A 23,245-nucleotide genomic window follows, 5' to 3' on the forward strand; every position below is an offset into this window, starting at 1 on the left:
TATTAATAAGATGTATAATTAATCAATTTGAACTTCTAAAAGTTCCGCAAGGGTAAGTATAGAAATCAATTCAACGAAAACTTTACTCCCTCCATTAATCCCAGGGTTTTAAACAATTCATTACTAGGGGCAACCCGATAGCCTCGGGAAATCATCTCTACTTCCATTTTGGATTCGTAATCGACTACAACCAAATTGAGAGAGCAGCTACCCGGATTGCTTTCAAATGTTTCTTTAAGGATCTGGATCGTACGGTCATCAATAAATTCCAGGGGGACATTCACGCTTATTTTACGACATAGCTTTTCCCGTATTTCGGTGAGTAATTGAATATGAAGGACTTTAAATTCAAACTGATCTTCCTGTTTCCATCGATTCTGAACCCGGCCTTTAATATGTAAAAAATGACCCACCTGCAGATAATTTTTGAATCGTATATAATCTTCACCACCTAATAATATTTCTAGCGAACCACCGTAATCCTCCACTCGGAAAATCATAAATGTATTTCCGTTTCTGGAGGTACGCTCCATCGCACTGGTGACTATTCCCCCGATACTTATTTCCTTCTCGAAATTTTTAGGCTTCTTTTCTCCCTCTCCTATCAAAAGTACCTGATTGGCTGTGCAGGTACAAAAATTCTCGAGCTCTATCCGAAAAGAGTCCAGAGGATGGCCAGAGATGTAAAATCCTACCACCTCTTGTTCGTAGCGCAGCTTCTCCAGATCACTCCAAGGCTGCACGTCCGTGGTTTTGGGCTTCACCAAAAGTGCATCATTTCCGCCGAAAGCCCCAAATAAGCTAGCCTGAGCAGAGTTTTTTTCACTATGGTAGTTATTGGCATACCGTATCAGTCGTTCTATAAAAGTCCCATTTTCATTGGGTTCTGTTGCAAAAAAATTGGCCCTATGATATTCACTAAAACAATCAAAAGCACCAGCATAGGCCAAACTTTCTATGGTCTTCTTATTTACAGTTCTTAAATTCACTCTGATAATAAAATCGAAAATATCCGTAAAGGGCCCCCGGGCGTTGCGCTCTTCAATAATGGCTTCTACAGCCGCATCTCCACTTCCTTTTACACCTGCCAGCCCAAATCGGATTTCGCCCTTATCATTAGCATTAAACTGCCTATCCGACTCATTGACATCGGGACCTAGGACTACAAGACCCTGATTTTTACATTCCTCCATAAAGAAGGTGATCTTCTCGATATTCCCCAGAGAGCTGGTTAGTACAGCGGACATATACTCCGCCGTGTAATGCGACTTCAGGTAGGCGGTTTGATAGGCTACAAAGGCATAACATGTTGAATGGGACTTATTGAAGGCATAGGAAGCAAAAGCTTCCCAGTCCGTCCAAATCTTCTCCAACTTCTTCAGGTCTAACCCCTTATCGCCTCCACCTTTCATGAAATCACCTTTCAGTTTGTGCAGGGTTTCGATCTGCTTCTTACCCATAGCCTTCCGAAGGGTATCTGCCTGGCCTTTGGTGAAGCCTCCGAGCTTCTGAGAAAGCAACATCACCTGCTCCTGATAAACGGTAATCCCATAGGTATCGGCTAGGTACTCTTCCAATTCGGGCAGATCGTAAGTAATTTCCTCTAAGCCATTTTTTCTTCGGATGAAATTAGGAATATACGCCAATGGACCAGGACGATACAGGGCGTTCATAGCGATAAGGTGCTCAAAACGATCGGGAATAAGCTCGCGCATATATTTCTTCATCCCGTCGGACTCAAACTGAAAAATGGCATTGGTTTCTCCCTTTTGAAAAAGCTCGAAAACTTTTTTGTCGTCTAGGGGAATATTATCAATTTCGATTTCAACCCCATGGTTTTGTTTGATCAGCCTTAGCGCTTCCTTGATGATCGTTAAGTTACGCAAGCCTAAAAAGTCCATTTTTATCACTCCTGCGTCTTCAATTATTTTCCCCTGATACTGGGTAATTAATAATTGAGAATCTTTAGAAGTACTTACCGGAATAATTTCCGTGAGATCGCTGGGAGCAATAATGATCCCAGCCGCATGAATACCGGTATTACGCACGGTACCTTCCAGCCTCTTCGCCTCCTGCAACACACTAGCCTGCAAATCGGAACCAGCAATTATGCCCCTCATTTTTTTTACGTTATCCAGCTCTTCGGGGGATATACCTTCTTTTTTGAGCAGACTACCCTCTCCGTCCAAAGGAGCAGTAAAAATCCTATTCAAAGTCATGCCATAGCTGGGCTTATCCGGTACCAGCTTAGCCAGAGAATTTGCTTCAAAAAGGGGAAGGTCCATCACCCGGGCCACATCTTTAATGGCCGATTTGGCGGCCATCGTGCCATAGGTAACAATCTGAGCTACCTGATTGTAACCATATTTCTTAACCACATAGTCAATTACCTTCTGACGGCCTTCGTCGTCGAAATCCGTATCAATGTCAGGGAGGGAAATACGATCAGGATTTAGAAAACGCTCGAAAAGAAGATCGTATTTGATAGGATCTATATTGGTTATTCCCGTACAGTAGGCCACCACTGAGCCTGCAGCAGATCCTCTCCCAGGCCCAATAAAAACACCCATTTTCCTTCCTGCATCTATAAAGTCAGCCACAATAAGGAAATAACCCGGGAAACCCATATTTCGAATCGTCGCCAATTCAAAATTGAGCCGGTCTTCAATTTCAGGCGTAATGGTTCCATACTTAAATTTGGCTCCAACGAAGGTAATATGCTTAAGATACTCCCATTGATTAAGCACATCAGGTGTAAGTTCCTTCTTCCCAACCATTTCCGACAGCGTATGGGTCTTGAATTCGTCGGGAATTGGAAAATTGGGGAGAAGAATATCTTTACGCAGGTCTAAATTTTTAATTTTGCCAACAATTTCGTTGGTATTATCGATCGACTCAGGCAGGTCATGAAACAGCGACATCATCTCGCTGGTTTTCTTAAAATAGAATTGATCGTTATAGAAGGCAAATCGCGACCCCTTGCTAATGCCCTTATCATCATCGAAATCCTTAGCTTTAGGCGTACTTTGTTTATCTCCCGTATTTATACAGAGTAAAATATCATGGGCATTCCAATCTTCTTGATCTACGTAGTGCGAATCATTAGAAGCAATTATTTTAACATTATACTTTCTGGCAAACCGTACTAATACCTCATTAACGATAATCTGATCCCTGATTTCGTGTCTTTGAAGTTCTACATAGAAGTCTTCTCCAAACAGATCGAGCCACCATTTAAATTCCTTTTCCGCTTCAGCTTCGCCTTTTCTGAGAATGGTTTTCGGGATTATAGCGCCTATGCAACAGGTGGTTGCAATAAGTCCTTGATGATACTTGACAATTAATGACTTATCTATCCGTGGATACTTACCATACATTCCCTCGATATAACCCAGGGAACACATTTTTACTAAATTTTTATAGCCGATTTCGTCCTTGGCAAGTAGTAGTTGATGATGCCTCACATCCTTCCGCTCCTTTGTGAATTGGCGTATGCTCCTGTCCTCTACGACATAAAATTCACAGCCAACGATAGGTTTTACACCTTGTTTATTCCCTTCTGCAACAAACTCGAACACGCCAAACATATTGCCATGATCGGTGATCGCTACGGCGGGCATATTGTCCTCCTTAGCCTTTTTAAATAGTTTCTTAATATCAGCAGCGCCATCCAGCAATGAAAATTGTGTATGGCAGTGCAGGTGAGAGAATTGCATGTCTAATTTGGTATTAATGGTAACAGTGAATGGGGCTTTTCAAAAAGATTCGGCCTCATCATATAAGGTATAATTCATATAATCGCAATATGGTTTCAAGATTACGATCCCTTCCATCACCCGATCCAGAAAATCGGGCAGTAAAATCTCCTGGTCAGAGAAGTTATGTGCAAAGAACAGGGCCTTTCTTTTGAGCAGTTCAATTTCGGGATGATCCTTCGGATAGCCCTTAGGAGCAGTCTTCAAAGTAGCACCATGTATTTCAGGAAAATAGGCTCGAAAGGCTTTATTCTCTATAATTGTTTTAAATTCTTTAGCATTATAGTCTACTTCCTGACGATATCTGGCCAGCTGTTCCGTTGTTGGGTTCCACATTCCTCCTCCCAATAACGATTGGCCTCCAGGTTGGATTTGTAAATAGTAATCTACCCTTCCGGCTCCCTTGCCCCCTGGACCGATACCGGCGCTGAAATGGAGTTTGTATGGAGACTTATCCTTAGAAAAACGGATATCCCGATTGATTCGAAAAATACAATCCTTGGGCTGTAATGGCCCCAGTTCTTGGATCTTTCCAATCCGATCTATCAGGTTCGAAATCAAAGTCTCAAAGTCTGCCTTAGCCTCCTCGTATCGGGGGCGATTCTCCTGGAACCACTCCCTTTCATTATGTTCGGCCAGATCGGACAAAAAATTCAAGGTGTTCTGATGAAGCATATCCAATATAATTTATTAATTACCAGTCCTATATCACGCCAAGCAATAGGGTGTCATAAGAATAGGTGTGTCCAGAGAATTTCTAATTATTTCAAATTTACTACGTTTTTCTGACTCAATTTCTCGTATTTTGAATTATGTTTCTCCTTAGAAGACGACAACCTGTTAGGCGGAGATGCTAAAGTTTACTGACTGTCAGATGATAAGACTCAGTGACACTATTATTTTGAACTATTTTATTCCAACACCACCCAATGTCTAGAATTTTAACTGGAATTCAAAGCAGCGGCCGTCCCCATTTGGGCAATATTCTGGGGGCAATTTTACCCGCTATCGAATTATCCAAAGAGCCCGGTAATGAATCATTTTTCTTTATTGCCGATTTACATTCACTTACAACCCTTAAAGACGGTAAATTAAGAGAGGAGTACGTGCGGGCCATTGCCGCTACTTGGTTATCCTTCGGCTTCGATACTAGTAAGAATGTATTCTGGAGACAATCACGGGTTCAGGAGCATACAGAATTAAACTGGTACCTCAACTGTTTCACCCCCTTCCCTATGTTGGCCAATGCCACGTCGTATAAGGATAAGTCGGAAAGACTTTCGGAAGTTAATGCAGGACTATTTACTTACCCTGTCCTGCAGGCTGCCGACATTCTGTTATACAATGCCAATATCATCCCCGTAGGTAAGGATCAGAAGCAGCATCTGGAAATGTCCAGAGACATTGCCAATCGATTTAACCTACAGGCAGGTGAAGAGGTACTCGTACTACCTGAAGCGCGTATAGACGAACGGCTGATGACTATTCCAGGCATCGACGGCCAGAAAATGAGCAAGTCCTATCATAATTTCATAGATATTTTTCTTCCGGAAAAGGAATTAAAAAAAGTCCTCAAGAAAATCAAGTCTGACTCCACACCTCTGGAGGAGCCTAAAGATTGGCAACAAGATATCACCTTTAAACTCTATTCTTTGTTGGCAGCTCCGGCACAAGTTGAGGAAATGAAGGCCAATTATGAGCGTGGAGGCTATGGATATGGCCATGCCAAACAAGAACTTCTCGACTGTATTCTCACTAAATTTGATGAACCTCGAAAGAAGTTTGACTATTATATGGAGCATACTGAAGAATTAGAAGTAATTTTAAAGGCAGGAGAAGAGAAGGCGCGAGCAGTCGCTCAGGAAACCATTCAGAAAATTAGAAAAGTACTCGGCTTTTAGATATGCAAGAATTCATTGGACAGCTTGCAGAGTTGGATCAGGAGCTATTTTTGTATCTTAATAGTTTTCACAATCCGGTATTCGATTTCTTAATGGATTGGATTACCTTTAAGTACACCTGGATTCCAATGTATCTGGCCTTATTGGCCTTCACCATTCGCAGTGAAAAAAAGAGCAGCTGGCTGATGATCATAGCTATTATAGCTGCTGCAGGTCTATCCGACTATATCACCTCCGGGCTTATGAAGCCCTATTTTGAACGGCTGCGGCCTTGTTTCGAACCGGCCCTCAACGCCCTTGTCCATAATGTGGGGGGCTGTGGTGGACAATATGGCTTTGCTTCCTCTCACGCCTCTACCAGTGCTGCAGTGGCCACAACGTGGATCCTTCTGCTCGGTCATAAGCATCGATTTATCTGGATTCTAGCCATATGGGTCGTCATTTACTCCTACAGTAGAATCTATGTAGGTGTACACTATCCGGGCGATATTTTGGTCGGCTGGATAGTAGGATTCCTAGCTGGAAGTATCATTTTTAAAATATATCTGATATTTTTGCGAAAATATCCTCGTAATTAACTGATTTTTATATAATTTTGCGCAAATTTTCACTTAACCATGGGTTCATTCAACACAGTAAAAATCTTTTCAGGAAGTCAGTCAGAATATCTAGCAAAAGACATTGCCAGATTCTTCGGAAAGGAGCTGGGGGGATATACCCTTCGTAAGTTTAGTGATGGCGAGCTGTCCCCAAGTTTTGAGGAGTCGGTAAGAGGTTGCGATGTATTTTTAATACAATCGACCTTCCCTCCGGCTGACAATTTAATGGAACTGTTATTGATGGTGGATGCGGCCCGAAGGGCCTCCGCTCATTATGTAACGGTAGTCATCCCCTACTTCGGCTATGCTCGCCAGGATCGTAAGGACAAACCTAGGGTGGCGATTGCCGCTAAAGTTGTGGCCAATTTATTGACTTCTGTAGGGGTAGATCGCCTGATGACCGTCGATTTACATGCCGGTCAGATACAAGGCTTTTTCGATTTGCCTGTAGATCATCTGGAAGGAACGTCAATTTTTGTTCCTTATATTCAGTCTCTGGGTTTGCAGAACCTATTGATTGCTTCTCCGGATATGGGAGGTGCGGCTAGGGCCAGGAACTTCGCCAAATTCCTGAATGCGGATATGATTCTGTGTGATAAGCACCGCAAACGCGCTAATGAGATTGCAAGTATGCAGGTCATTGGAGATGTAGAAGGCATGGATGTGGTATTGGTAGACGACCTGATAGACACAGGTGGAACCCTCTGCAAGGCAGCAGAGATCATTAAAAATAAGGGGGCCAACTCAGTTAGAGCCATTAGTACCCACCCGATCATGTCGGGAAAAGCACATGAAAACATCGCCAATTCTGTATTGGAGGAACTGATTGTTACCGATACGATCCCCCTGAAACAGAAAAACGATAAAATAAAAGTACTTTCAGTGGCGGAATTATTTGCCAAAGCGATTGGACGTATTCGTGATCATGAATCTATTAGTTCATTATTTATAAATCAACAGTAAATTAGTTTTAACATCTTTCTAAATAATTATTCTTATGAAAAAGCATGAGATTGTAGGGTTTAAAAGAGCGAATCTCGGCAAGACGGAAGCCCAGGAATTACGTTCACAAGGTTATATTCCGTCTGTGTTGTATGGTGGTGGTGAGCAGGTGCATTTCTATGCGCCAGCAATGTTATACCGCGACTTGCTTTTCTTACCAGATGTATTTAATGTAACCCTCAATATTGAGGGGGATATATATAATGCCATCCTTCAGGAAAAACAATTCCATCCCGTAAACGATTCTTTAATCCACGCCGATTTTTTACAAATCGTTCCTGGAAAGGAAATCAAGGTGGAAGTGCCTGTTAAATTGACTGGAACATCAGCCGGTGTAATAAAAGGTGGTAAAATGAATCAAAAATTGCGTAAATTACGCGTTCAAGGATTAGCAGAAAACATCCCTGACTTTGTAGAAGTAGACGTTACTGACTTAGACTTAGGAAAATCTGTTAAGGTTGGTGCAATTAAAGCTGAAAATTTTGTTATATTGTCAGCACCAAGTAATCCCATTGCTTCTGTAGAAATCCCACGGGCACTTCGTGGAACTTTGGGCAAGTAAGTATTTTATTTTTCATGGCTAATAGATGCAAACGTGCCGACCATTGGTCGGCATATTTGTTTTACAGCTATGGTTACAGCTGATATGCTTGCACGATCTGCTTCACCAAAACTTCGTTGATACGAATATAGCTTTCATGGGTCCAGCCCCCAATATGAGGACTAAGTACCACCTGGTCGGATGCACATAGGTAATCGAAGGAGACCTGCTGAGACGAAGTGAGGGTCGATAGCTTCTCGTTTTCGAGAACATCTAAACAAGCTCCCAGAATTTTCCCAGACTGAAGTCCTTTTACCACAGCATCCATCCTCGCAACTTCCCCTCTCGACAGATTCATAAGGTAAAAAGGTTTGGAAAAGGCCCCTATCAGATCGTCATCTACCCAAAACTTCGTTTCTTCAGTTAAGGGCACATGAAAACTGATAACATCACATTGAGCCAGCAATTCTTCGAAATCAGCCTCCTGAGCATAATCATCTCCGTAGTGCTTTCGATAACGATCGTAGGCCAACACACGACAACCAAAGCCCGAAAATCGCTTTGCAGTGGCCTGACCATTATTTCCATAGCCAACAATACCAACCGTCTTGTTCATTAGTTCAACTCCTCGGTTTCCTTCCCTGTCCCAGATTCCCTGTCTCACCTGTCGGTCAGCGCGGATTAAATTATTAAACAGGGCAAGGATCATAGCCAGGGCCTGCTCTCCTACCGCATCTCGATTGCCCTCACCGGCATGGAATAACTTGATATTGCGTTTTTGCACTGCATCTAAGTCGATCAGGTCCAAGCCTGCCCCTGCGCGAGCAATAAATTCTAAAGTAGAGCTCGAATTTAAAATCTCTTCGTCAATTCGGGTCTTGCTTCGTACAATTAGGCCTTGGTAGCCCTCCAAACACTCCAATATTTCTGTTCTGCTGAGCTTTGGAAGATAAGTATAAGTCCATCCATTTTCGTCTATCATGGTAAAAAGTGACGGATGCATCGTATCAACGATTAGTATATTCATAGGAGCACGGTATTTTTTGTAACTTGCCAGCGGAATGCGACGTGCAAATTTAACAGAGAATCGCAAACCAAATGGACAAATAGTAGATAATACGTAAATGAACGATCAAAGTACGCATAAACCCATTATTGGAATCACCATTGGCGACTACAATGGTATTGGCCCTGAAGTGATCTTAAAAGCATTGGAAGGCAATCAATTATCCCGTCTTTGCACCCCTGTAATATATGGATCGATGAAGGTCCTTAACTATTACAGAAATCAACTGGGCATGAAAGACTGGTCCTTACACGGAATCCAGAGGGTAGAACAAGCCAGCCATAAATTAACCAATGTCATAAGTTGCTGGCAAGACAATCAACTGGACATAAACCCGGGATCGATAACGACCGAAGCTGGACAGGCATCATTGGCATGCCTGACCCGTGCAGTAGAAGATTTGAGGGCAGGAACTATTCAAGGCCTAGTCACCGGCCCTATCAATAAGGACAACATCCAGAGCGCTGAATTCAAGTTTCCGGGCCATACAGAGTTCCTGGCTGATGCTTTTTCGGTACAGGATGCCCTGATGTTTATGGTCTCGGGCAATCTTCGGGTCGGCGTGCTTACGGGCCATATTCCTCTAGGAAGGGTTCGGTCACAAGTTAATCCGGATCGGTTGTCCAAAAAAATTGAGCAAATGCTTACCTCTCTGCGAAATGATTTTGGAATCAAAAAACCTAAACTGGCAGTCCTTGGATTGAATCCCCATGCGGGCGAAAATGGACTTCTGGGTAGCGAAGAGGTGGATGTGATAAGCCCTACCCTGAAAAACTTTTTAGAAAAAGGAGAACTTGTATTTGGGCCTTTCCCTGCCGATGGTTTTTTTGCCGCCAATACCTATAAGCAATACGATGCGGTTTTGGCCATGTACCACGATCAAGGTCTAATCCCCTTTAAAGCCATAGCCTTCAATGAAGGGGTAAATTTCACTGGTGGGCTTCCGGTAGTGCGTACCTCCCCCGATCATGGTACTGCCTATAACATTGCCGGAAAAAACCAGGCGGAGCCCGGCTCGCTATTGCAAGCCATTTATCTTGCTTGCGACATTAGCGCTTACCGCCTCGAAAAACAGGATATCGACGCCGGGGCATTGATATCGAAGCCTCAACAATCTGAAAATCAACACCCTGCAAAATCGGGTGGAAAGCAAAGGTTCAATAACCAAAACAAATCGTAAAAACTCTTTAACATAAGTCTGATGCTAAAATCAATGACCGGGTATGGCGTATCCACCGTAGAAACCGAGAGCCTTTTGGTGACGGTAGAGATAAAAACGCTGAATGCCAAATTCCTGGATCTATACTGCCGCATACCCAGAAGCTATTCCGATAAAGAAATCGAAATTCGCAATCTGCTTACATCCTCCTTGGAAAGAGGCAAAGCCGAACTTACTCTAACCGTCCAGCAGACCGGTAAGACGGTAGCTTCCACCACTGTCAATCGTTTGTTGGTGAAAGCATATTTCGATGATCTTGCAGCTAGTTCTAAGGAGATGGGATTTGAACCAGACCGTACGGCCCTCCTAAAAATGGCACTTCAGCTTCCCAACGCCTATAATAATGAGTCGGTGCAAGAAGCCGATAAAGAAATGGAATGGCAGCTAATCAAACAGGCCGTAACGGAAGCTCTCCAAAAATGCAATCATTTTAGGGAGCAGGAAGGCAAGATGACTTCGGATAAATTTTCGGAATACATTGCTACGATCGACCAATTGTTAAAAGATGTAATAGAACAGGACAAAAAGCGAATTCCCGCAGTAAGAGAACGTTTAGAAAAGCAAGTTCGGGAACTACTGTCTGACGAAAACCTTGACCAAAATCGATTTGAACAAGAGTTAATTTATTATATAGAGAAATTTGACATATCGGAAGAAAAAATCCGACTCCAAAATCACTTAGATTATTTCATAGAAACACTTAACCTTCCCGAAAGTAACGGGAAGAAATTAAACTTCATTACCCAGGAAATAGGTAGAGAAGTAAATACTATTGGCTCTAAGGCTAACGATTCTACCATTCAGCACCTGGTAGTACGGATGAAGGATGAACTCGAAAAAATAAAGGAACAGACCTTAAATATTATATAACAAATTCTAAAAGGGTGGCTCCAGTTTTGCTAAGGCGGGAGCCATCTTTGCCCCTTTCCCCTATGATCGCCCATAAGGCTATGAAGTTAATTTGCCCTACCCCTAATTTCTGGGTATAAAAACGTCCTACCAGATAGCAATTGGTAAAAAACCATTTCCCTACAATAGTGAATCGAAATTCTTATATTTGAATCATTTATTCTATTTTTTCGAAAATAAACGGCCTATTGATATAAAATTTTCCCTGATGTTTTTACATATTAATGAACGATGGTACAACTTCCTCTGGTTAGCCGTCTGCTGTACTTGGTTTGTTTTCCCCACGCAGGCTCAAAACATTCAGGAAACCGTAAGCTATGATAAAGGCCTGACGGCATCTACCTCTACTGGTGTATTTCGCAAAGACACCTTACTGATTCATGAATACAACCGCCTCGCTCGTAAGTATCTTTACCAAGATGCCGCAGTAGCTATACGCTATGCAAAGGAGGCCCTGGCTTTATGCCAAAAAAATGACTGGGACGAAGGTAAGCTTCAGACCTATAATGTATTAAGCTCATTTTATGTTAGCGAAGGTGGCTACGATTTCCTGCGCGAATTGGCCAATGAAAGTTATACGCTTGCAGTCAAAAAAAACCTTCCGTTAGAAAGGGCATATGCAGAAAGATTTTTGGCAGAAACCTATACCGAGTATAAGGACTTTGACAAGGCCTATTACTATTTCGAAAGTGCTCTGAAAACCTTCAACTTATACAAAGCAGATAGTGCCAAGGCGCTGTGCATGGAAAGTATAGCCAATCATTTCCGGGAAAAAGGTGAAGTAATCAAGGCAAAATCTATGTATGATCAGACCTTTCAGTTATATGAACGGCTGGGAAATGATTATGGAAAGGCCACCTGTTTACAGGCAGAGGGCTATATGTATCTGAGACATGAGGATTATGCAAGAGCCGAAGAGTACTTTCACAGATCACGCAAATTGTACGAGAAGGTTAATCTGAGATACGGGTTGATGAGTATATGGAATGATCTGAGCAATCTCTATGTACATATGAACGACCAGGATAAAGCCATTGAAACTGGGTTGAAAGCCTTAGAGCTTTCAAAGAAATATCACTCTCCCCTTCAGATTACCTGGGCATTGGCCGCTTTAGCCCAGGCATACAAGCAAAAGGGCGATCTGAAGTCTACTATAGAATGTCTGGAACAGACGCATTTTAACAGGAGGTTGATGCATCAGGAGCGAATTGAAAGGCAGTTTACCATGTCTCAGCTCATGTTTGACAACAAGAAAAAAGATTTAGAAATCCAACAAAAAATTATAGATCAACAGCGTGTAGTTCAAATATTCCTGATCTGTACCTTACTGCTCATTATCATCTTTGCCTTGTTTCTCTGGAGGGCAAATATCAACCTGAGGCATAAAAATGCCGAAATACGAACCTCCCTCATTAAAGGCCAGACGCTCGAAAGAAAAAGGGTAGCTGCCGAGCTCCATGATAGCTTAGGAGGAACCCTGGCTTCACTGAACTGGTATCTGTATGGAATCGACAAAAAGATGCTTCCGGAGCATGAGCGCACCATTTATAATAGTGTTCAACAAATGGTGGGTAAGGCATATAAGGAATTAAGAAGTCTGTCGCACAATCTGATGCCAGACGAACTAGATGCGCATGGTTTGGTGCTGACGGTTCAGCGGCTCGTTGATAAATTAAATGAAAATAATGAAATAGCCTTCAATTTTCAGGTTGAAGGTTTAGAAGATCGGTTAGATGGTAAAGTTGAATTTGAAATGTATAGCATAATTCTGGAACTTACCACTAATATTCTCAAACACGCCAATGCAAAAAATGCTGTAATAAGCATTAAATCATCCAAGAATAAGCTTCACCTTCAGATTTCGGATGACGGAATCGGGCTGACCAAACAACCCACTGGAGGTATGGGTCTGGGAAATGTAAGAAGTAGGGTGGAAAGTCTGATGGGAGATCTGAAAATAACCAATGATAAGGGAACAATTATTACAATTACCATACCTCACGCTCCTAAAAGCAAGCAACAGTAGTCAATAACATCCTAAGAAGGGTCCAGCAAATAATATGATGAGCACCAATAATCCAATAAAGATTTTTATAAATAAATGCGAGGTGGCCCTTGTGACCAACGCTTTTATCTCTGCCTCCCTGGGCAATTACCAGGGAATGGAATCGGACCTGAAGAATATTTATGTCAAAAATATTCGTCTCAAGAACGAACCTATGCTACAATTTACCTATCGTTACAAAACCAAGGATATATCTAAAAATTATATTCCGAAAGATGGGCTGAGCCGGCTGGAACATTATCTGGAAAATGGCTTTAAGGTTGGAAACTGCTTTACCACTACGGAGGATTATCAATATGAAGAGCTTCCAAACAAAAAGAAACGGATCCGCCAACTATCCCCTACCAAAAAACTTTCGGATAGTCAGGAGCATGACCATGCTAAAAAAAGACTGATTCCTGCAAAAAATAATTCCTATCTAACTGCACTAGGAATTTGTGACAATGATGGTAAGGTTTTTAAAAAGTCTCAGGATAAATATAAGCAGATCAATCATTATATTGAGATTTTGAGCAAGTTGCTCAGAGAGCTTAGCATGGATAAGGAATTACAAATTGCTGATATGGGCTCGGGCAAGGGGTATCTTACCTTTGCACTCTACGATTATTTAACCAATCAGTTGCAAAGAAAGGCCAGAATTCAAGGGGTAGAATTTAGGGAGGATCTGGTAGACCTTTGCAACAAAATTGCAAAGGAGGCAAAATTTAATGACCTAGAATTTATTCAGGGCAGCATTTCTGACTTCCGTCCGGAATCATTACAAGTTATGATTGCACTTCATGCCTGTGATACAGCCACTGATGACGCCATTGCTAAGGGAATACGGGCTGGTGCCGAACTTATTGTAGTGGCGCCATGCTGCCATAAGCAAATTCGGCGTAGTATGGAAAAAGGCCAGAATCACACTCAGCTGGACTTTATACTACGTCATGGAATTTTATTGGAACGACAGGCCGAAATGATAACGGATGCCATTAGAGCCTTAGTCTTAGAATATTTTGGATACAAAACCAAAGTCTTCGAATTTATTTCCGATGCCCATACTCCCAAAAATGTGATGATTACGGCCATTAAATCTAAAGGGCAAACCGCTGACCGTGAACAAATCATGAGGAAAATAAAAGATTCTCTCTCCTTTTTTGCTATTGATTACCATCATTTAATCCAGGAGTTGGAGCTCTAAGGTTTTCCACCTTTAATCCATCTTTTCTCCCCTACCTGTGTATCTTTGTCGCTTTGTTGAATAATAAAAAAACGTTATGTGGAATAAAGTAGCCACTCATATCATTCGATATCGCCTGATATGGGTCGCATTAATATTCGTTTCGACTCTATTTATGGCCTATCAGGCCAGTAAAATTGAACTTTCCTACCAGTTTGCCCGAATACTGCCATCTTCCGATCCAATAGAAATAGAATATCAGAAGTTCAGAAAGCTCTTTGGCGAAGATGGCAGCGTAATGGTAATTGGCTGGCAGGATGACGAAATGTTTTCTTTGGAAAAATTTCAGGATTGGTACAAACTTTCTGAAGAGATAAAAAATACTAAGGGAATCAAGAATGTACTTTCCCTGGCTAATCTGCAACGTGTTGTTCGGGACGATTCCCTGTCAAGATTTGACTTTCAACCACTACTAAGACAGGCACCTGGCAGTCAGGAGGAGGTTGATAGCCTCAAAAAATCCATAGAGGGTCTTCCCTTTTATGATGGACTGGTGTGGAATAAAGAAAGTAAGGCAACTGTGATGGTGGTAACCTTCAATGATAAAGATCTTAATTCCAAGCGGCGTCTTACCATTGTTGATGACATCGAGAATATGGCAGAAAAATTTGCCATAAAACATCAAACGGATCTCCATTATTCGGGTATGCCATATATCCGAACGGTGAACATGAAAAAGATATCTAGCGAAATGCAGCTCTTTATGGGCTTGGCAATCCTAGTTACACTGGTTATCCTGTTCGCATTTTTCCGATCGTTTCGTCTCACCTTATTGTCCATAACGGTCGTTCTTATCGGGGTGATCCACTCGGTTGGTTTATTATACTTATTTGGGTATAAAATCACCGCACTTACCGGACTTATTCCACCTCTTCTGATTGTAATCGGGGTCCCTAACTGTGTTTTTCTGATCAATAAATATCAACTCGAGCTTACCTCGGGTAAGGATAAGGATCGCTCTATCAAAGAAATGATTGGGCAAATTGGCTTATCTACTTTTCTAGCCAATTTTACCACCGCCATCGGCTTTGGCGTATTTTATTTTACCAATAGCATTCTTTTGGTAGAATTTGGCATTGTGGCCGCCATTAGCGTAATGATAACCTATATCCTTTGCCTGTTGCTTTTACCTATTACGCTCCATTATATGGCGCGTCCAAAGACCAGACATCTGAAACATCTAGAGGGAAAATGGGCCGCCGGGTTCCTTAAGAAGGTAGACTATTTGGTGCATTTTAAAAGAAAAGAAATCTACTTGACCATGCTCGTAGTAGTTCTTATATCGGCCTATGGCATGACTAAGATCAAAGCGATAGGATATGTTGTAGACGATTTGCCGAAAAATGACCTGGTATATAAGGATCTCCGATTTTTTGAAAAAAATTTCAATGGGGTATTGCCATTCGAAGTGATGATCGATACCAAAGAGGAAAATGGTGTTTTTGGTAATCAGGCAAAGACACTCTATAAAATAAAGGCTCTCCAGAATGTTATGGCCCAGTACCCTGAGTTCTCCAAGCCAATTTCAGTAGTAGAGGCCACTAAATTTCTATATCAGGCCTATCGGGGGGGCGATGCCAAATATTATGCCTTACCGGGAGTCATGCAATTATCCAAATTAAAGGGCTATCTGAATAATGAACAGGGGGCTACGAAACAAATCAATTCATTTCTAAACGATGACAAAAGTATTACCAGGGTAAGCTTCCAAATGGCCGATGTAGGTTCCGATCGCATCAAGGAGCTGATGTCGGATATCCGTCCTCAGGTAGATTCTATTTTTGGTACCGAGCAGTATGAAGTGAGCTTAACTGGTCATAGTTTGGTTTTTCTGAAAAGTAACGACTACTTATTGGGTAACCTCTATGAAAGTTTGTTAATCGCCATCATCCTTATTGCAATCGTCGGTATGGTTCTTTTCCGATCTATTCCCATTATATTGTTATCCAAGCTTCCTTGTCTAATCCCTCTGGCATTAACGGCTGGTATAATGGGGTATTTCGGAATTTACTTTAAACCTACTACTATCTTAATTTTCAGCATTACCTTTGGGATTGCTTCCGATGGAACAGTTTATTTCCTTACCAGATACAGGCAGGAACTCTATAATAACGGCTTGAACCCCTCACAAGCCGTCACTCAATCCATTTATGGTACCGGACTGAGCATGATATATACCGCGGTAATTTTGTTCTGCGGATTCTCCATCTTCGCTGCCTCCAGCTTCGGGGGCACGGCAGCCATGGGGGTAATGGTATCCATTACCCTGCTGGTCGCCATGTGTACCAACCTTATTCTCTTACCTGCCCTATTGCTGTCAATAGCGAAGAGACAGGGGAAAAATGTTAAACCGGTATAATCATTCCAACTGGAACCTTTAAGGCCTGATTTGTTTCAGGCCTTTTCTTTTGTGTCTGACGGAATTTTTTCAAAAGTAGCTTCCATCCAGGTTTCAGGAATATCTTCCAATGCATCTTTGAGTTTTTCTGCCCACATGCTTGACACTTCCTTCAGTGATTCTCTATCGTATCGATGTTCAACTACCTGGAAACTATCCTTCTTGTAGAGAACCACATCAATTGGAAAGTCCACATCATTATTACTGACCCGAGTAGAGTCGAAGGACAAGAAGCCTGCCTTTAAGGCCTGTTTCATTGTAGAATTCTCGTCCAAAACCCTGTTAAGAATGGCTTTTCCCTGACCGGAATTTCCTATTATCACGTAAGGTGCTCCTTCGTCAAGCTCCACCCAGTTGCCTTCCGAATAAAGCAAAAACAGCTTATGATCGGCATCCGCCTCTAATTGCCCCCCTACTATTGCATTAAGGTTAAAGCGTAGACCTGAACGTTCCAGCGATTTTTTATCCTCTAATGCCACCTTCTTAATCTGCTCACCAAATGCATTCACCGCTTTGTACAACTTATTATAGACAATTCCATCTTCAATAAGTTCTTCAAAGTAATGAACCGCTTTATCCCGAACGGAACGCAGCCCACTCGTCATGATAAACAAGGAATGCCCCCCTTTTTTGGCTAGATATACTTTCTTTTTAGAGCTTGTATCCGTGCCAGCCGTAATTCTGGTATCGGACAAGGCGACTATACCTTCTTTTACTTTAATACCTAAACAATATGTCATATGCCAATTTATAAAGTGATGGGGAATTCTAGACAGTCGCAAAAATATTAAATTCGAAACTAATTAATTTAATAATAAGCTCTTCTATCCGAAAGTTTATACAAATCAAACCTTAAGAATTCCAACTTACAGCCCCTACATTTTGCTTGAAAACAATGAGTCTCTATTTGAGAAGTACTAGCGCCTAGGTTCCAGATCAGTCAAGTATTGAAATAACTTCCTGAATTTTTAATATGTAAAGTAAAGAAAGGTAATAACCGGAAGGAAAAACTAATAAATACGATTATTAGGTTATAGTCTGTTTTCCACTCCTATGCTTAATTCTCGTCAAACGTCCCTAATCTGATGACCAGCCCATCCATTCCCTCGTCGGGTCGGAGCTGGCAGGCTAACCTGCTACGTTCCGACGTGGCCGGCATAGTATCTAAAATATCCAATTCTGCATCACTGACTGGAGGTATTTTCTCTGAGCCCTCCAGCACTTCTATATGGCAGGTTGCACAAAGGGCCATACCTCCACAAGTAGCCAAAATATCGTATTCATAGGCCTTAAGGACTTCCATAAGATTTAAGCCCATATCAACTGGCACTTCCAGTAATGTCTGCTCACCCGTTTCTTTCTCGATTGCTATACTGATCATTTTCAAAAAGTATTTATGCCATTTACGGTGGTATATTTAAAACTTAATTTCTGTTCTGGATACACAAATTTAAAAGCGCTTTGCATCATAATAGCCGCTTCGTGGAAGCCACAAAGTATTAGCTTGAGCTTTCCGGGATAAGTATTAATATCACCGATTGCATATATCCGCGCTTCAGTAGTGGAGTAGTCCAAGGTATTAACCAACACCGCCGACTTATCAATGCCCAGTCCCCAATTGGCGATTGGACCTAATTTCGGACTCAGACCAAATAATGGAATGAAGGAGTCCGCCGGAATCTGAAAGTGCTTTTTATTCTGATCGACAACCTCCACACTATTGAGCCTTCCGTTGCCACCCAGGCCTTTGACCTGCGTTTGTAAAAAGAGATCTATCTTTCCGGAATGAGCCAGTTCCATCACCTTGGCGGCAGAGTCTGGCGCTCCCCGGAAGGTCTCGTTTCGATGGATGAGGGTCACTCGTTCGGCAATTTCAGAAAGGTATATGGCCCAGTCTAATGCAGAGTCACCTCCACCAGCCAACACGACCTTTTGCGCTCTGAACAGCTCGGGGCTTTTAACCATATAGTTCACCCCTTTGCCCTCAAAATACTCCAGGTTCGAAACCGCGGGCTTACGAGGCTCAAAGCTGCCCAAACCCGCGGCCAGCACTACTACCTGGCAATGGATCTGGGTATCTTCATTGGTACGAACAATCATGCTATTATCAGGCTGTTTCTGAATAGCCTCGACCCTTTCGCCCAGGCTATAGGTCGGACGAAAGTCTTCTATTTGTACTAACAGATTCCGGATAAGATCCTCCGCTAAAATACCCGGTGCTCCCGGAATGTCGTATATAGGCTTCTTGGGATATATTTCTGTTAGCTGCCCCCCTACCTCAGGCAATGCGTCAACCAAGTGACAACGCATCTTTAATAGCCCTGCCTCAAAAACCGCAAATAATCCTACGGGTCCCGCGCCTATAATACATATATCTGTTGTGATCATGGTCATTGAATTTTAAGTATCCGATTTAGTCGAAGGAAACTGGGCTTTTCAGCGTTAGATCCTCTCAATACTGAAAGCAAATGTAGCGCATTGCTAAATTGAGTTATAATCACAGCTCGTTATCTGGTATAACCATTTGTTATGGCAGAATTCATTTTCGGACTCGGATTGACCTTCAGAGGGATAGAGCACATTTAACCTACAAATCTCAGAATTGGACTCCAGGAAAGAACTGATTTGAAATGAAGCTTGCCACCTTTTTTTTAAGAAATCCAGAAGATTTCGAGGGTAAATTGTAAAAAATGCAGTCTTATGGCATGAGGACTAATTTTATAAGAACCCGATACCCTTAAAAACATTTTTATTTTACTAGACCATGAAACAAACCAGTACCGGAAATTACCGTTGGGTTATTTGTGCACTTCTCTTCTTTGCCACTACCATTAATTATATTGACCGTCAGATATTGGGACTTTTAAAACCCACTTTGGAGGTAGAATTCAACTGGACCGAATCGGATTATGCCAATATAGTTATGGTCTTTGCAGGCTGTTATGCCTTTGGATATATCATATTTGGTAGCATCATTGATAAAATTGGCACCAAACTAGGCTATTCGGTCTCGATCATCGTGTGGAGTATTGCCGCCATATGGCATGCATTTGTAAAAAGCACCTTTGGGTTTGGAGCGGCCCGGGCCCTTTTGGGACTTGGAGAATCTGGAAACTTTCCAGCAGCTGTAAAAGCAACAGCGGAATGGTTCCCAAAAAAGGAAAGAGCCCTAGCAACAGGCATCTTCAACTCTGGAACCAGTATCGGAGCGGTAGCTGCACCATTGATGGTACCCTGGCTCCTGGGGACTTACGGATGGCAGGAAGCATTTATCATCACTGGAGCTTTAGGCTTTGTCTGGCTGATATTCTGGTGGTTTATGTATGAAATACCCTCACGTCATAAAAAATTATCCCAAGCCGAATATAACTATATCAACGAAGACGAAGAGGAAGAAGCCCCAGATGCCAAACCTATTAAATGGTCTGTACTCCTTGGACTTCGCCAGACTTGGGTATTTATAGTGGGTAAACTTTTGACCGATCCGATCTGGTGGTTTTTCCTATTCTGGTTACCTTCCTATTTTGCCACAACCTTCTCCTTAGATCTGAAGAAGCCTAGTTTACAGCTCGCAGTAGTATATTCTGCTACTACCATTGGAAGTATTTTTGGAGGATACCTCTCTTCTGCCCTGATAAAAAGAGGCTGGAAACCCCTTCAGGCTAGGAAAACTACCTTACTGATTTTTGCCATCGTGGTAATGCCTATTATGCTCGCACAGTTTGCAACTAATATCTGGGTAGCAGTAGGGATTATAAGTCTTGCAGCAGCAGCACATCAGGCCTGGAGTGCCAATATATTTACCATCGTTTCCGATTTGTTTCCAAGAAGAGCCGTTAGCTCGGTAGTGGGAATCGGAGGAATGGCCGGTTCTATTGGCTCCACTTTGTTTCCCTTACTAGTGGGTTTTCTTTTAGACTATTATAAGGCAGCCGGAAATATTACAGCAGGATACAACATCTTATTTATCATTTGTGGTCTGGCCTATTTATTGGCGTGGGTAATTATTCAATTGCTTACCAAAAAGATGCAGCCCGTGGAACAAGCTATTAAAATTTAAACAGTTAAAACCAAAACCTCCATTTAATTGTTTTTGCTCATGACATCAACCCCTAAAATTAGAGAATGAAAAGGTTTCGTATTCCGCTAACCCTTGCCATTGCAGGCTCAACTTTATTCTATTGCACCAGCAATAAACAAACTATTAACAAGCAGATTTCGACAGTAGATCAGAAGGAAGAAACAGTTGTCGATTTTTCGGAGTCCCCTTTTCTCACTCCCGAACAATCTATGAAGCGCTTGAAAATCGATAAAGATTTTGAAGTTAGATTGATCGCTGCCGAACCCTTGATTAGCACCCCCGTGGCTATGGTTTTTGACGATCAGGCCCGAATGTATGTAGCTGAGATGACGGGTTATATGCCCGACAGCCTGGGAACTGGAGAGGAAATCCCGAATGGTAATATCGTCATTCTGGAGGATACCGATCAGAACGGGGTGTATGATAAACGCACTGTTCTAATCGACTCGCTAATTCTGCCCCGCGCCTTGTGTTTGATAGAGGATGGTATTCTGGTAGCGGAGCCTACCAACCTGTGGTTTTATAAATTGGATGGAGACCAGGTGGTTGGCCGTGAATTGGTAGATCCTCAATATACGGAAGGGGGAAATGTGGAACATCAGCCTAATGGTCTATTAAGAGGAATGGACAACTGGATATATAATGCCAAGTCGGCCAAGCGTTACAGAAAACTTAAGGATAAATGGCTTATAGAAAGTACGCATTTTCGGGGGCAATGGGGAATTACCCAGGATAACTACGGTCGTCTGTACTATAATAACAATTCACAGAATCTGTTGGGCGATTATTTTTCCCCAGGATTAGGGGCCTGGAATCGTTATCAAAAACGCATGAAGGGTTTCAACGAAAAAGCAGTTGCTAATAACAAGGTATATCCTATACGCCCTACCCCTGGAGTGAATCGGGGATATATGAAGAATATACTCGATGATAGTCTTAGATTAAATGAATTTACGGCGGCATCGGGCCCTATGATTTACAGAGGCGATCTGTTTGGAGAAGCTTATGCCTTTAACTCATTCGTTCCCGAACCATCCGCCAATCTGATCAAAAGGAATATTATGAACGAAGCAGGGTACCTTGTTTCGGGGGAACAGGCTTTTAACGATCATGAGTTTATTGCAAGTACCGACGAGCGATTCAGACCGGTGAATTTATATAACACCCCCGACGGGTCCATGATTATTTTGGATATGTACCGGGGAATCATACAGCACAAGACCTACTTAACTCCTTATCTGAAAAATCAGATCGGCCTACGTAAGCTTACCCAACCCCTTTCGGCTGGAAGAATATACAAAGTAGTCCCTAAGAATAAACAAGTAAAGCATGTAAGCTTGTCTTCGGAGCCACAACAGCTTATGGCGTACCTAGGACATGAGAACGGGTGGGTTCGCGACCGTGCTCAGCAAAATATAATAGATAGAAAACTAACCGGCCTGGTCCCACAACTGAAAATAGCCAGTCAGCAAACGCAGAATCCTCTATTAGCCATTCACTCCCTATGGACACTCGAAGGCCTCGGGCAACTGTCTGCCGATGAGACGATTCGACTGATAGAGTCGGGACCATGGAAGATTCAAATGCAGGCATTGGCAGCGGTACCTTCTCTAATTAACGCAGGTAACCAAGCCAAATTCGTTTCTTCCTTCCGTGCTCTACTGGAAAAACCAGATACACTTTCCGCTCCTTACCTTGCATTTCTGGCTAAATATGTGGCCGTTTACGATAAAAAAACGGCAGATGATCTATTGATTAAGTTGGCCAATAAATATGCAACTAACGTCTATGTTGCAGACGCTATTATCAGCAATCTTCAAGACAGAGAAGACCTATTCGACCAAAAGATATCCTCTCAGGTCGTTGAAAGCAGCTATTTACGTAAAGAATTAAAGAAAGTTAGTCTAGCCGCTCAGGATGCCAGAAAAAACAGAAATCCGGAGATCCTAAAGCAGCAATTCCCTAAGGGTGAGGCCCTATTCACCTCTATCTGCCAGACCTGTCATGGAATTGATGGAAACGGAGTGGCATCTCTTGGCCCCCCACTCAATCAGTCTGAATGGGTAACAGGAGACAAAAATAGACTAATTTCTGTTGTCCTCTTCGGTCTTACTGGGCCAGTCACCGTGAACGGCCATGTCTACAAGACACCAGAAATCAGCGGAGATATGCCCGGTATAGGATACGATGATGCGATGGGAAATGAAGACATAGCACAGCTCCTGTCTTTCATACGCAAGTCGTGGAGAAATAATGCAGATGTAGTCAGCACTGAAGAAGTTACAAAGGTCCGCACTGCCTTAGCGGGAAGACAGAACGCTTTTACTGAAAAGGAATTTCAAGCCGCCAAATAACCTCTTCATACAAAATAGCATTAGCCGATCTCTATCCGGGATCGGCTATTTTTTGGTCCTTACTATCACATAATCCTTACTGCCGCCGCCTGGGTCCATCTAAACGAAGATAAGGTATTCCCAAAGAATGACT

The 23,245-nt window shown here is 42.4% G+C and carries 17 protein-coding genes; 11 read left to right on the forward strand and 6 right to left on the reverse strand.

The window, feature by feature from the left end; all coding sequences use genetic code 11:
• Nucleotides 1–65: 65 nt before the first annotated feature.
• Both dnaE and X939_RS0102505 read right to left on the reverse strand, forming a co-directional pair.
• The gene (dnaE, locus tag X939_RS0102500) at nucleotides 66–3,716 is read right to left on the reverse strand and encodes a DNA polymerase III subunit alpha (protein WP_025761701.1); all 3,651 of its coding nucleotides are present in this window, start codon (nucleotides 3,714–3,716) and stop codon (nucleotides 66–68) included.
• A 39-nt stretch (nucleotides 3,717–3,755) separates the two neighbouring features.
• Nucleotides 3,756–4,430 carry a DUF2461 domain-containing protein gene (locus tag X939_RS0102505; RefSeq protein WP_025761702.1) on the reverse strand — a complete coding sequence of 225 codons (675 nt, stop codon included), beginning with the start codon at nucleotides 4,428–4,430 and terminating at the stop codon, nucleotides 3,756–3,758.
• 254 nt (nucleotides 4,431–4,684) lie between these two features.
• Between X939_RS0102505 and trpS the strand changes: the two genes are divergently transcribed.
• Genes trpS through X939_RS0102525 form a run of 4 tightly spaced genes read left to right on the forward strand, consistent with a single transcriptional unit; the run spans nucleotide 4,685 to nucleotide 7,819 of the window.
• Nucleotides 4,685–5,656 carry a tryptophan--tRNA ligase gene (gene trpS, locus X939_RS0102510; protein ID WP_025761703.1) on the forward strand — a complete coding sequence of 324 codons (972 nt, stop codon included), beginning with the start codon at nucleotides 4,685–4,687 and terminating at the stop codon, nucleotides 5,654–5,656.
• A 2-nt stretch (nucleotides 5,657–5,658) separates the two neighbouring features.
• Nucleotides 5,659–6,234, forward strand: a complete 576-nt coding sequence (locus tag X939_RS0102515) for a phosphatase PAP2 family protein (protein WP_044198215.1) — start codon at nucleotides 5,659–5,661, stop codon at nucleotides 6,232–6,234.
• Nucleotides 6,235–6,273: 39 nt separating this feature from the next.
• Entirely contained in the window at nucleotides 6,274–7,218 is a 945-nt protein-coding gene (locus X939_RS0102520) for a ribose-phosphate pyrophosphokinase (protein WP_025761705.1), read from the forward strand.
• A gap of 34 nt (nucleotides 7,219–7,252) precedes the next feature.
• Nucleotides 7,253–7,819 carry a 50S ribosomal protein L25/general stress protein Ctc gene (locus tag X939_RS0102525; RefSeq protein WP_025761706.1) on the forward strand — a complete coding sequence of 189 codons (567 nt, stop codon included), beginning with the start codon at nucleotides 7,253–7,255 and terminating at the stop codon, nucleotides 7,817–7,819.
• Between the two features lie 73 nt (nucleotides 7,820–7,892).
• On the opposite strand, the gene X939_RS0102530 is transcribed toward X939_RS0102525, so the two are convergent.
• Nucleotides 7,893–8,825 (reverse strand): 2-hydroxyacid dehydrogenase, encoded by a 933-nt coding sequence (locus X939_RS0102530; protein ID WP_025761707.1) that lies wholly within the window; start codon nucleotides 8,823–8,825, stop codon nucleotides 7,893–7,895.
• A gap of 97 nt (nucleotides 8,826–8,922) precedes the next feature.
• On the opposite strand from X939_RS0102530, the gene pdxA reads away from it, so the two are divergent.
• From pdxA to X939_RS0102555, 5 genes are all read left to right on the forward strand, one after another.
• Nucleotides 8,923–10,044 (forward strand): 4-hydroxythreonine-4-phosphate dehydrogenase PdxA, encoded by a 1,122-nt coding sequence (pdxA, locus tag X939_RS0102535; protein WP_025761708.1) that lies wholly within the window; start codon nucleotides 8,923–8,925, stop codon nucleotides 10,042–10,044.
• A gap of 21 nt (nucleotides 10,045–10,065) precedes the next feature.
• Nucleotides 10,066–10,953 (forward strand): YicC/YloC family endoribonuclease, encoded by an 888-nt coding sequence (locus X939_RS0102540; protein WP_025761709.1) that lies wholly within the window; start codon nucleotides 10,066–10,068, stop codon nucleotides 10,951–10,953.
• A 247-nt stretch (nucleotides 10,954–11,200) separates the two neighbouring features.
• A complete protein-coding gene (locus X939_RS0102545; RefSeq protein WP_131694676.1) occupies nucleotides 11,201–13,018 on the forward strand; it encodes a tetratricopeptide repeat-containing sensor histidine kinase in 1,818 nt (605 codons plus the stop codon).
• A 34-nt stretch (nucleotides 13,019–13,052) separates the two neighbouring features.
• Nucleotides 13,053–14,240, forward strand: a complete 1,188-nt coding sequence (locus X939_RS0102550; protein WP_131694675.1) for a class I SAM-dependent methyltransferase — start codon at nucleotides 13,053–13,055, stop codon at nucleotides 14,238–14,240.
• A 76-nt stretch (nucleotides 14,241–14,316) separates the two neighbouring features.
• The gene (locus X939_RS0102555; RefSeq protein WP_025761712.1) at nucleotides 14,317–16,638 is read left to right on the forward strand and encodes an efflux RND transporter permease subunit; all 2,322 of its coding nucleotides are present in this window, start codon (nucleotides 14,317–14,319) and stop codon (nucleotides 16,636–16,638) included.
• Nucleotides 16,639–16,673: 35 nt separating this feature from the next.
• On the opposite strand, the gene X939_RS0102560 is transcribed toward X939_RS0102555, so the two are convergent.
• From X939_RS0102560 to X939_RS0102570, 3 genes are all read right to left on the reverse strand, one after another.
• The gene (locus X939_RS0102560) at nucleotides 16,674–17,417 is read right to left on the reverse strand and encodes a proteasome-type protease (protein ID WP_025761713.1); all 744 of its coding nucleotides are present in this window, start codon (nucleotides 17,415–17,417) and stop codon (nucleotides 16,674–16,676) included.
• Between the two features lie 317 nt (nucleotides 17,418–17,734).
• Entirely contained in the window at nucleotides 17,735–18,058 is a 324-nt protein-coding gene (locus X939_RS0102565; RefSeq protein ID WP_025761714.1) for a 2Fe-2S iron-sulfur cluster-binding protein, read from the reverse strand.
• A gap of 2 nt (nucleotides 18,059–18,060) precedes the next feature.
• Nucleotides 18,061–19,065, reverse strand: a complete 1,005-nt coding sequence (locus tag X939_RS0102570; RefSeq protein WP_025761715.1) for an NAD(P)/FAD-dependent oxidoreductase — start codon at nucleotides 19,063–19,065, stop codon at nucleotides 18,061–18,063.
• 376 nt (nucleotides 19,066–19,441) lie between these two features.
• On the opposite strand from X939_RS0102570, the gene X939_RS0102575 reads away from it, so the two are divergent.
• Complete coding sequence (locus X939_RS0102575) at nucleotides 19,442–20,737, forward strand: MFS transporter (protein WP_025761716.1); 1,296 nt, start codon at nucleotides 19,442–19,444, stop codon at nucleotides 20,735–20,737.
• A gap of 65 nt (nucleotides 20,738–20,802) precedes the next feature.
• The gene (locus X939_RS0102580; protein ID WP_025761717.1) at nucleotides 20,803–23,112 is read left to right on the forward strand and encodes a DUF7133 domain-containing protein; all 2,310 of its coding nucleotides are present in this window, start codon (nucleotides 20,803–20,805) and stop codon (nucleotides 23,110–23,112) included.
• The last annotated feature ends 133 nt before the right edge of the window (nucleotides 23,113–23,245 follow it).

This window comes from Dyadobacter tibetensis Y620-1, from assembly GCF_000566685.1.
Classification (GTDB): domain Bacteria; phylum Bacteroidota; class Bacteroidia; order Cytophagales; family Spirosomataceae; genus Dyadobacter; species Dyadobacter tibetensis.

Coding starts and splice junctions, on each gene's coding strand:
- X939_RS0102525 (WP_025761706.1), top strand. CDS start 7,253: ATGAAAAAGCATGAGATTGTAGGGTTTAAAAGAGCGAATCTCGGCAAG.
- dnaE (WP_025761701.1), bottom strand. CDS start 3,716: ATGCAATTCTCTCACCTGCACTGCCATACACAATTTTCATTGCTGGAT.
- X939_RS0102580 (WP_025761717.1), top strand. CDS start 20,803: ATGAAAAGGTTTCGTATTCCGCTAACCCTTGCCATTGCAGGCTCAACT.
- X939_RS0102515 (WP_044198215.1), top strand. CDS start 5,659: ATGCAAGAATTCATTGGACAGCTTGCAGAGTTGGATCAGGAGCTATTT.
- X939_RS0102520 (WP_025761705.1), top strand. CDS start 6,274: ATGGGTTCATTCAACACAGTAAAAATCTTTTCAGGAAGTCAGTCAGAA.
- X939_RS0102570 (WP_025761715.1), bottom strand. CDS start 19,065: ATGATCACAACAGATATATGTATTATAGGCGCGGGACCCGTAGGATTA.
- X939_RS0102560 (WP_025761713.1), bottom strand. CDS start 17,417: ATGACATATTGTTTAGGTATTAAAGTAAAAGAAGGTATAGTCGCCTTG.
- X939_RS0102545 (WP_131694676.1), top strand. CDS start 11,201: ATGTTTTTACATATTAATGAACGATGGTACAACTTCCTCTGGTTAGCC.
- pdxA (WP_025761708.1), top strand. CDS start 8,923: ATGAACGATCAAAGTACGCATAAACCCATTATTGGAATCACCATTGGC.
- X939_RS0102555 (WP_025761712.1), top strand. CDS start 14,317: ATGTGGAATAAAGTAGCCACTCATATCATTCGATATCGCCTGATATGG.
- X939_RS0102505 (WP_025761702.1), bottom strand. CDS start 4,430: ATGCTTCATCAGAACACCTTGAATTTTTTGTCCGATCTGGCCGAACAT.
- X939_RS0102575 (WP_025761716.1), top strand. CDS start 19,442: ATGAAACAAACCAGTACCGGAAATTACCGTTGGGTTATTTGTGCACTT.
- X939_RS0102550 (WP_131694675.1), top strand. CDS start 13,053: ATGATGAGCACCAATAATCCAATAAAGATTTTTATAAATAAATGCGAG.
- X939_RS0102565 (WP_025761714.1), bottom strand. CDS start 18,058: ATGATCAGTATAGCAATCGAGAAAGAAACGGGTGAGCAGACATTACTG.
- X939_RS0102540 (WP_025761709.1), top strand. CDS start 10,066: ATGCTAAAATCAATGACCGGGTATGGCGTATCCACCGTAGAAACCGAG.
- trpS (WP_025761703.1), top strand. CDS start 4,685: ATGTCTAGAATTTTAACTGGAATTCAAAGCAGCGGCCGTCCCCATTTG.
- X939_RS0102530 (WP_025761707.1), bottom strand. CDS start 8,825: ATGAATATACTAATCGTTGATACGATGCATCCGTCACTTTTTACCATG.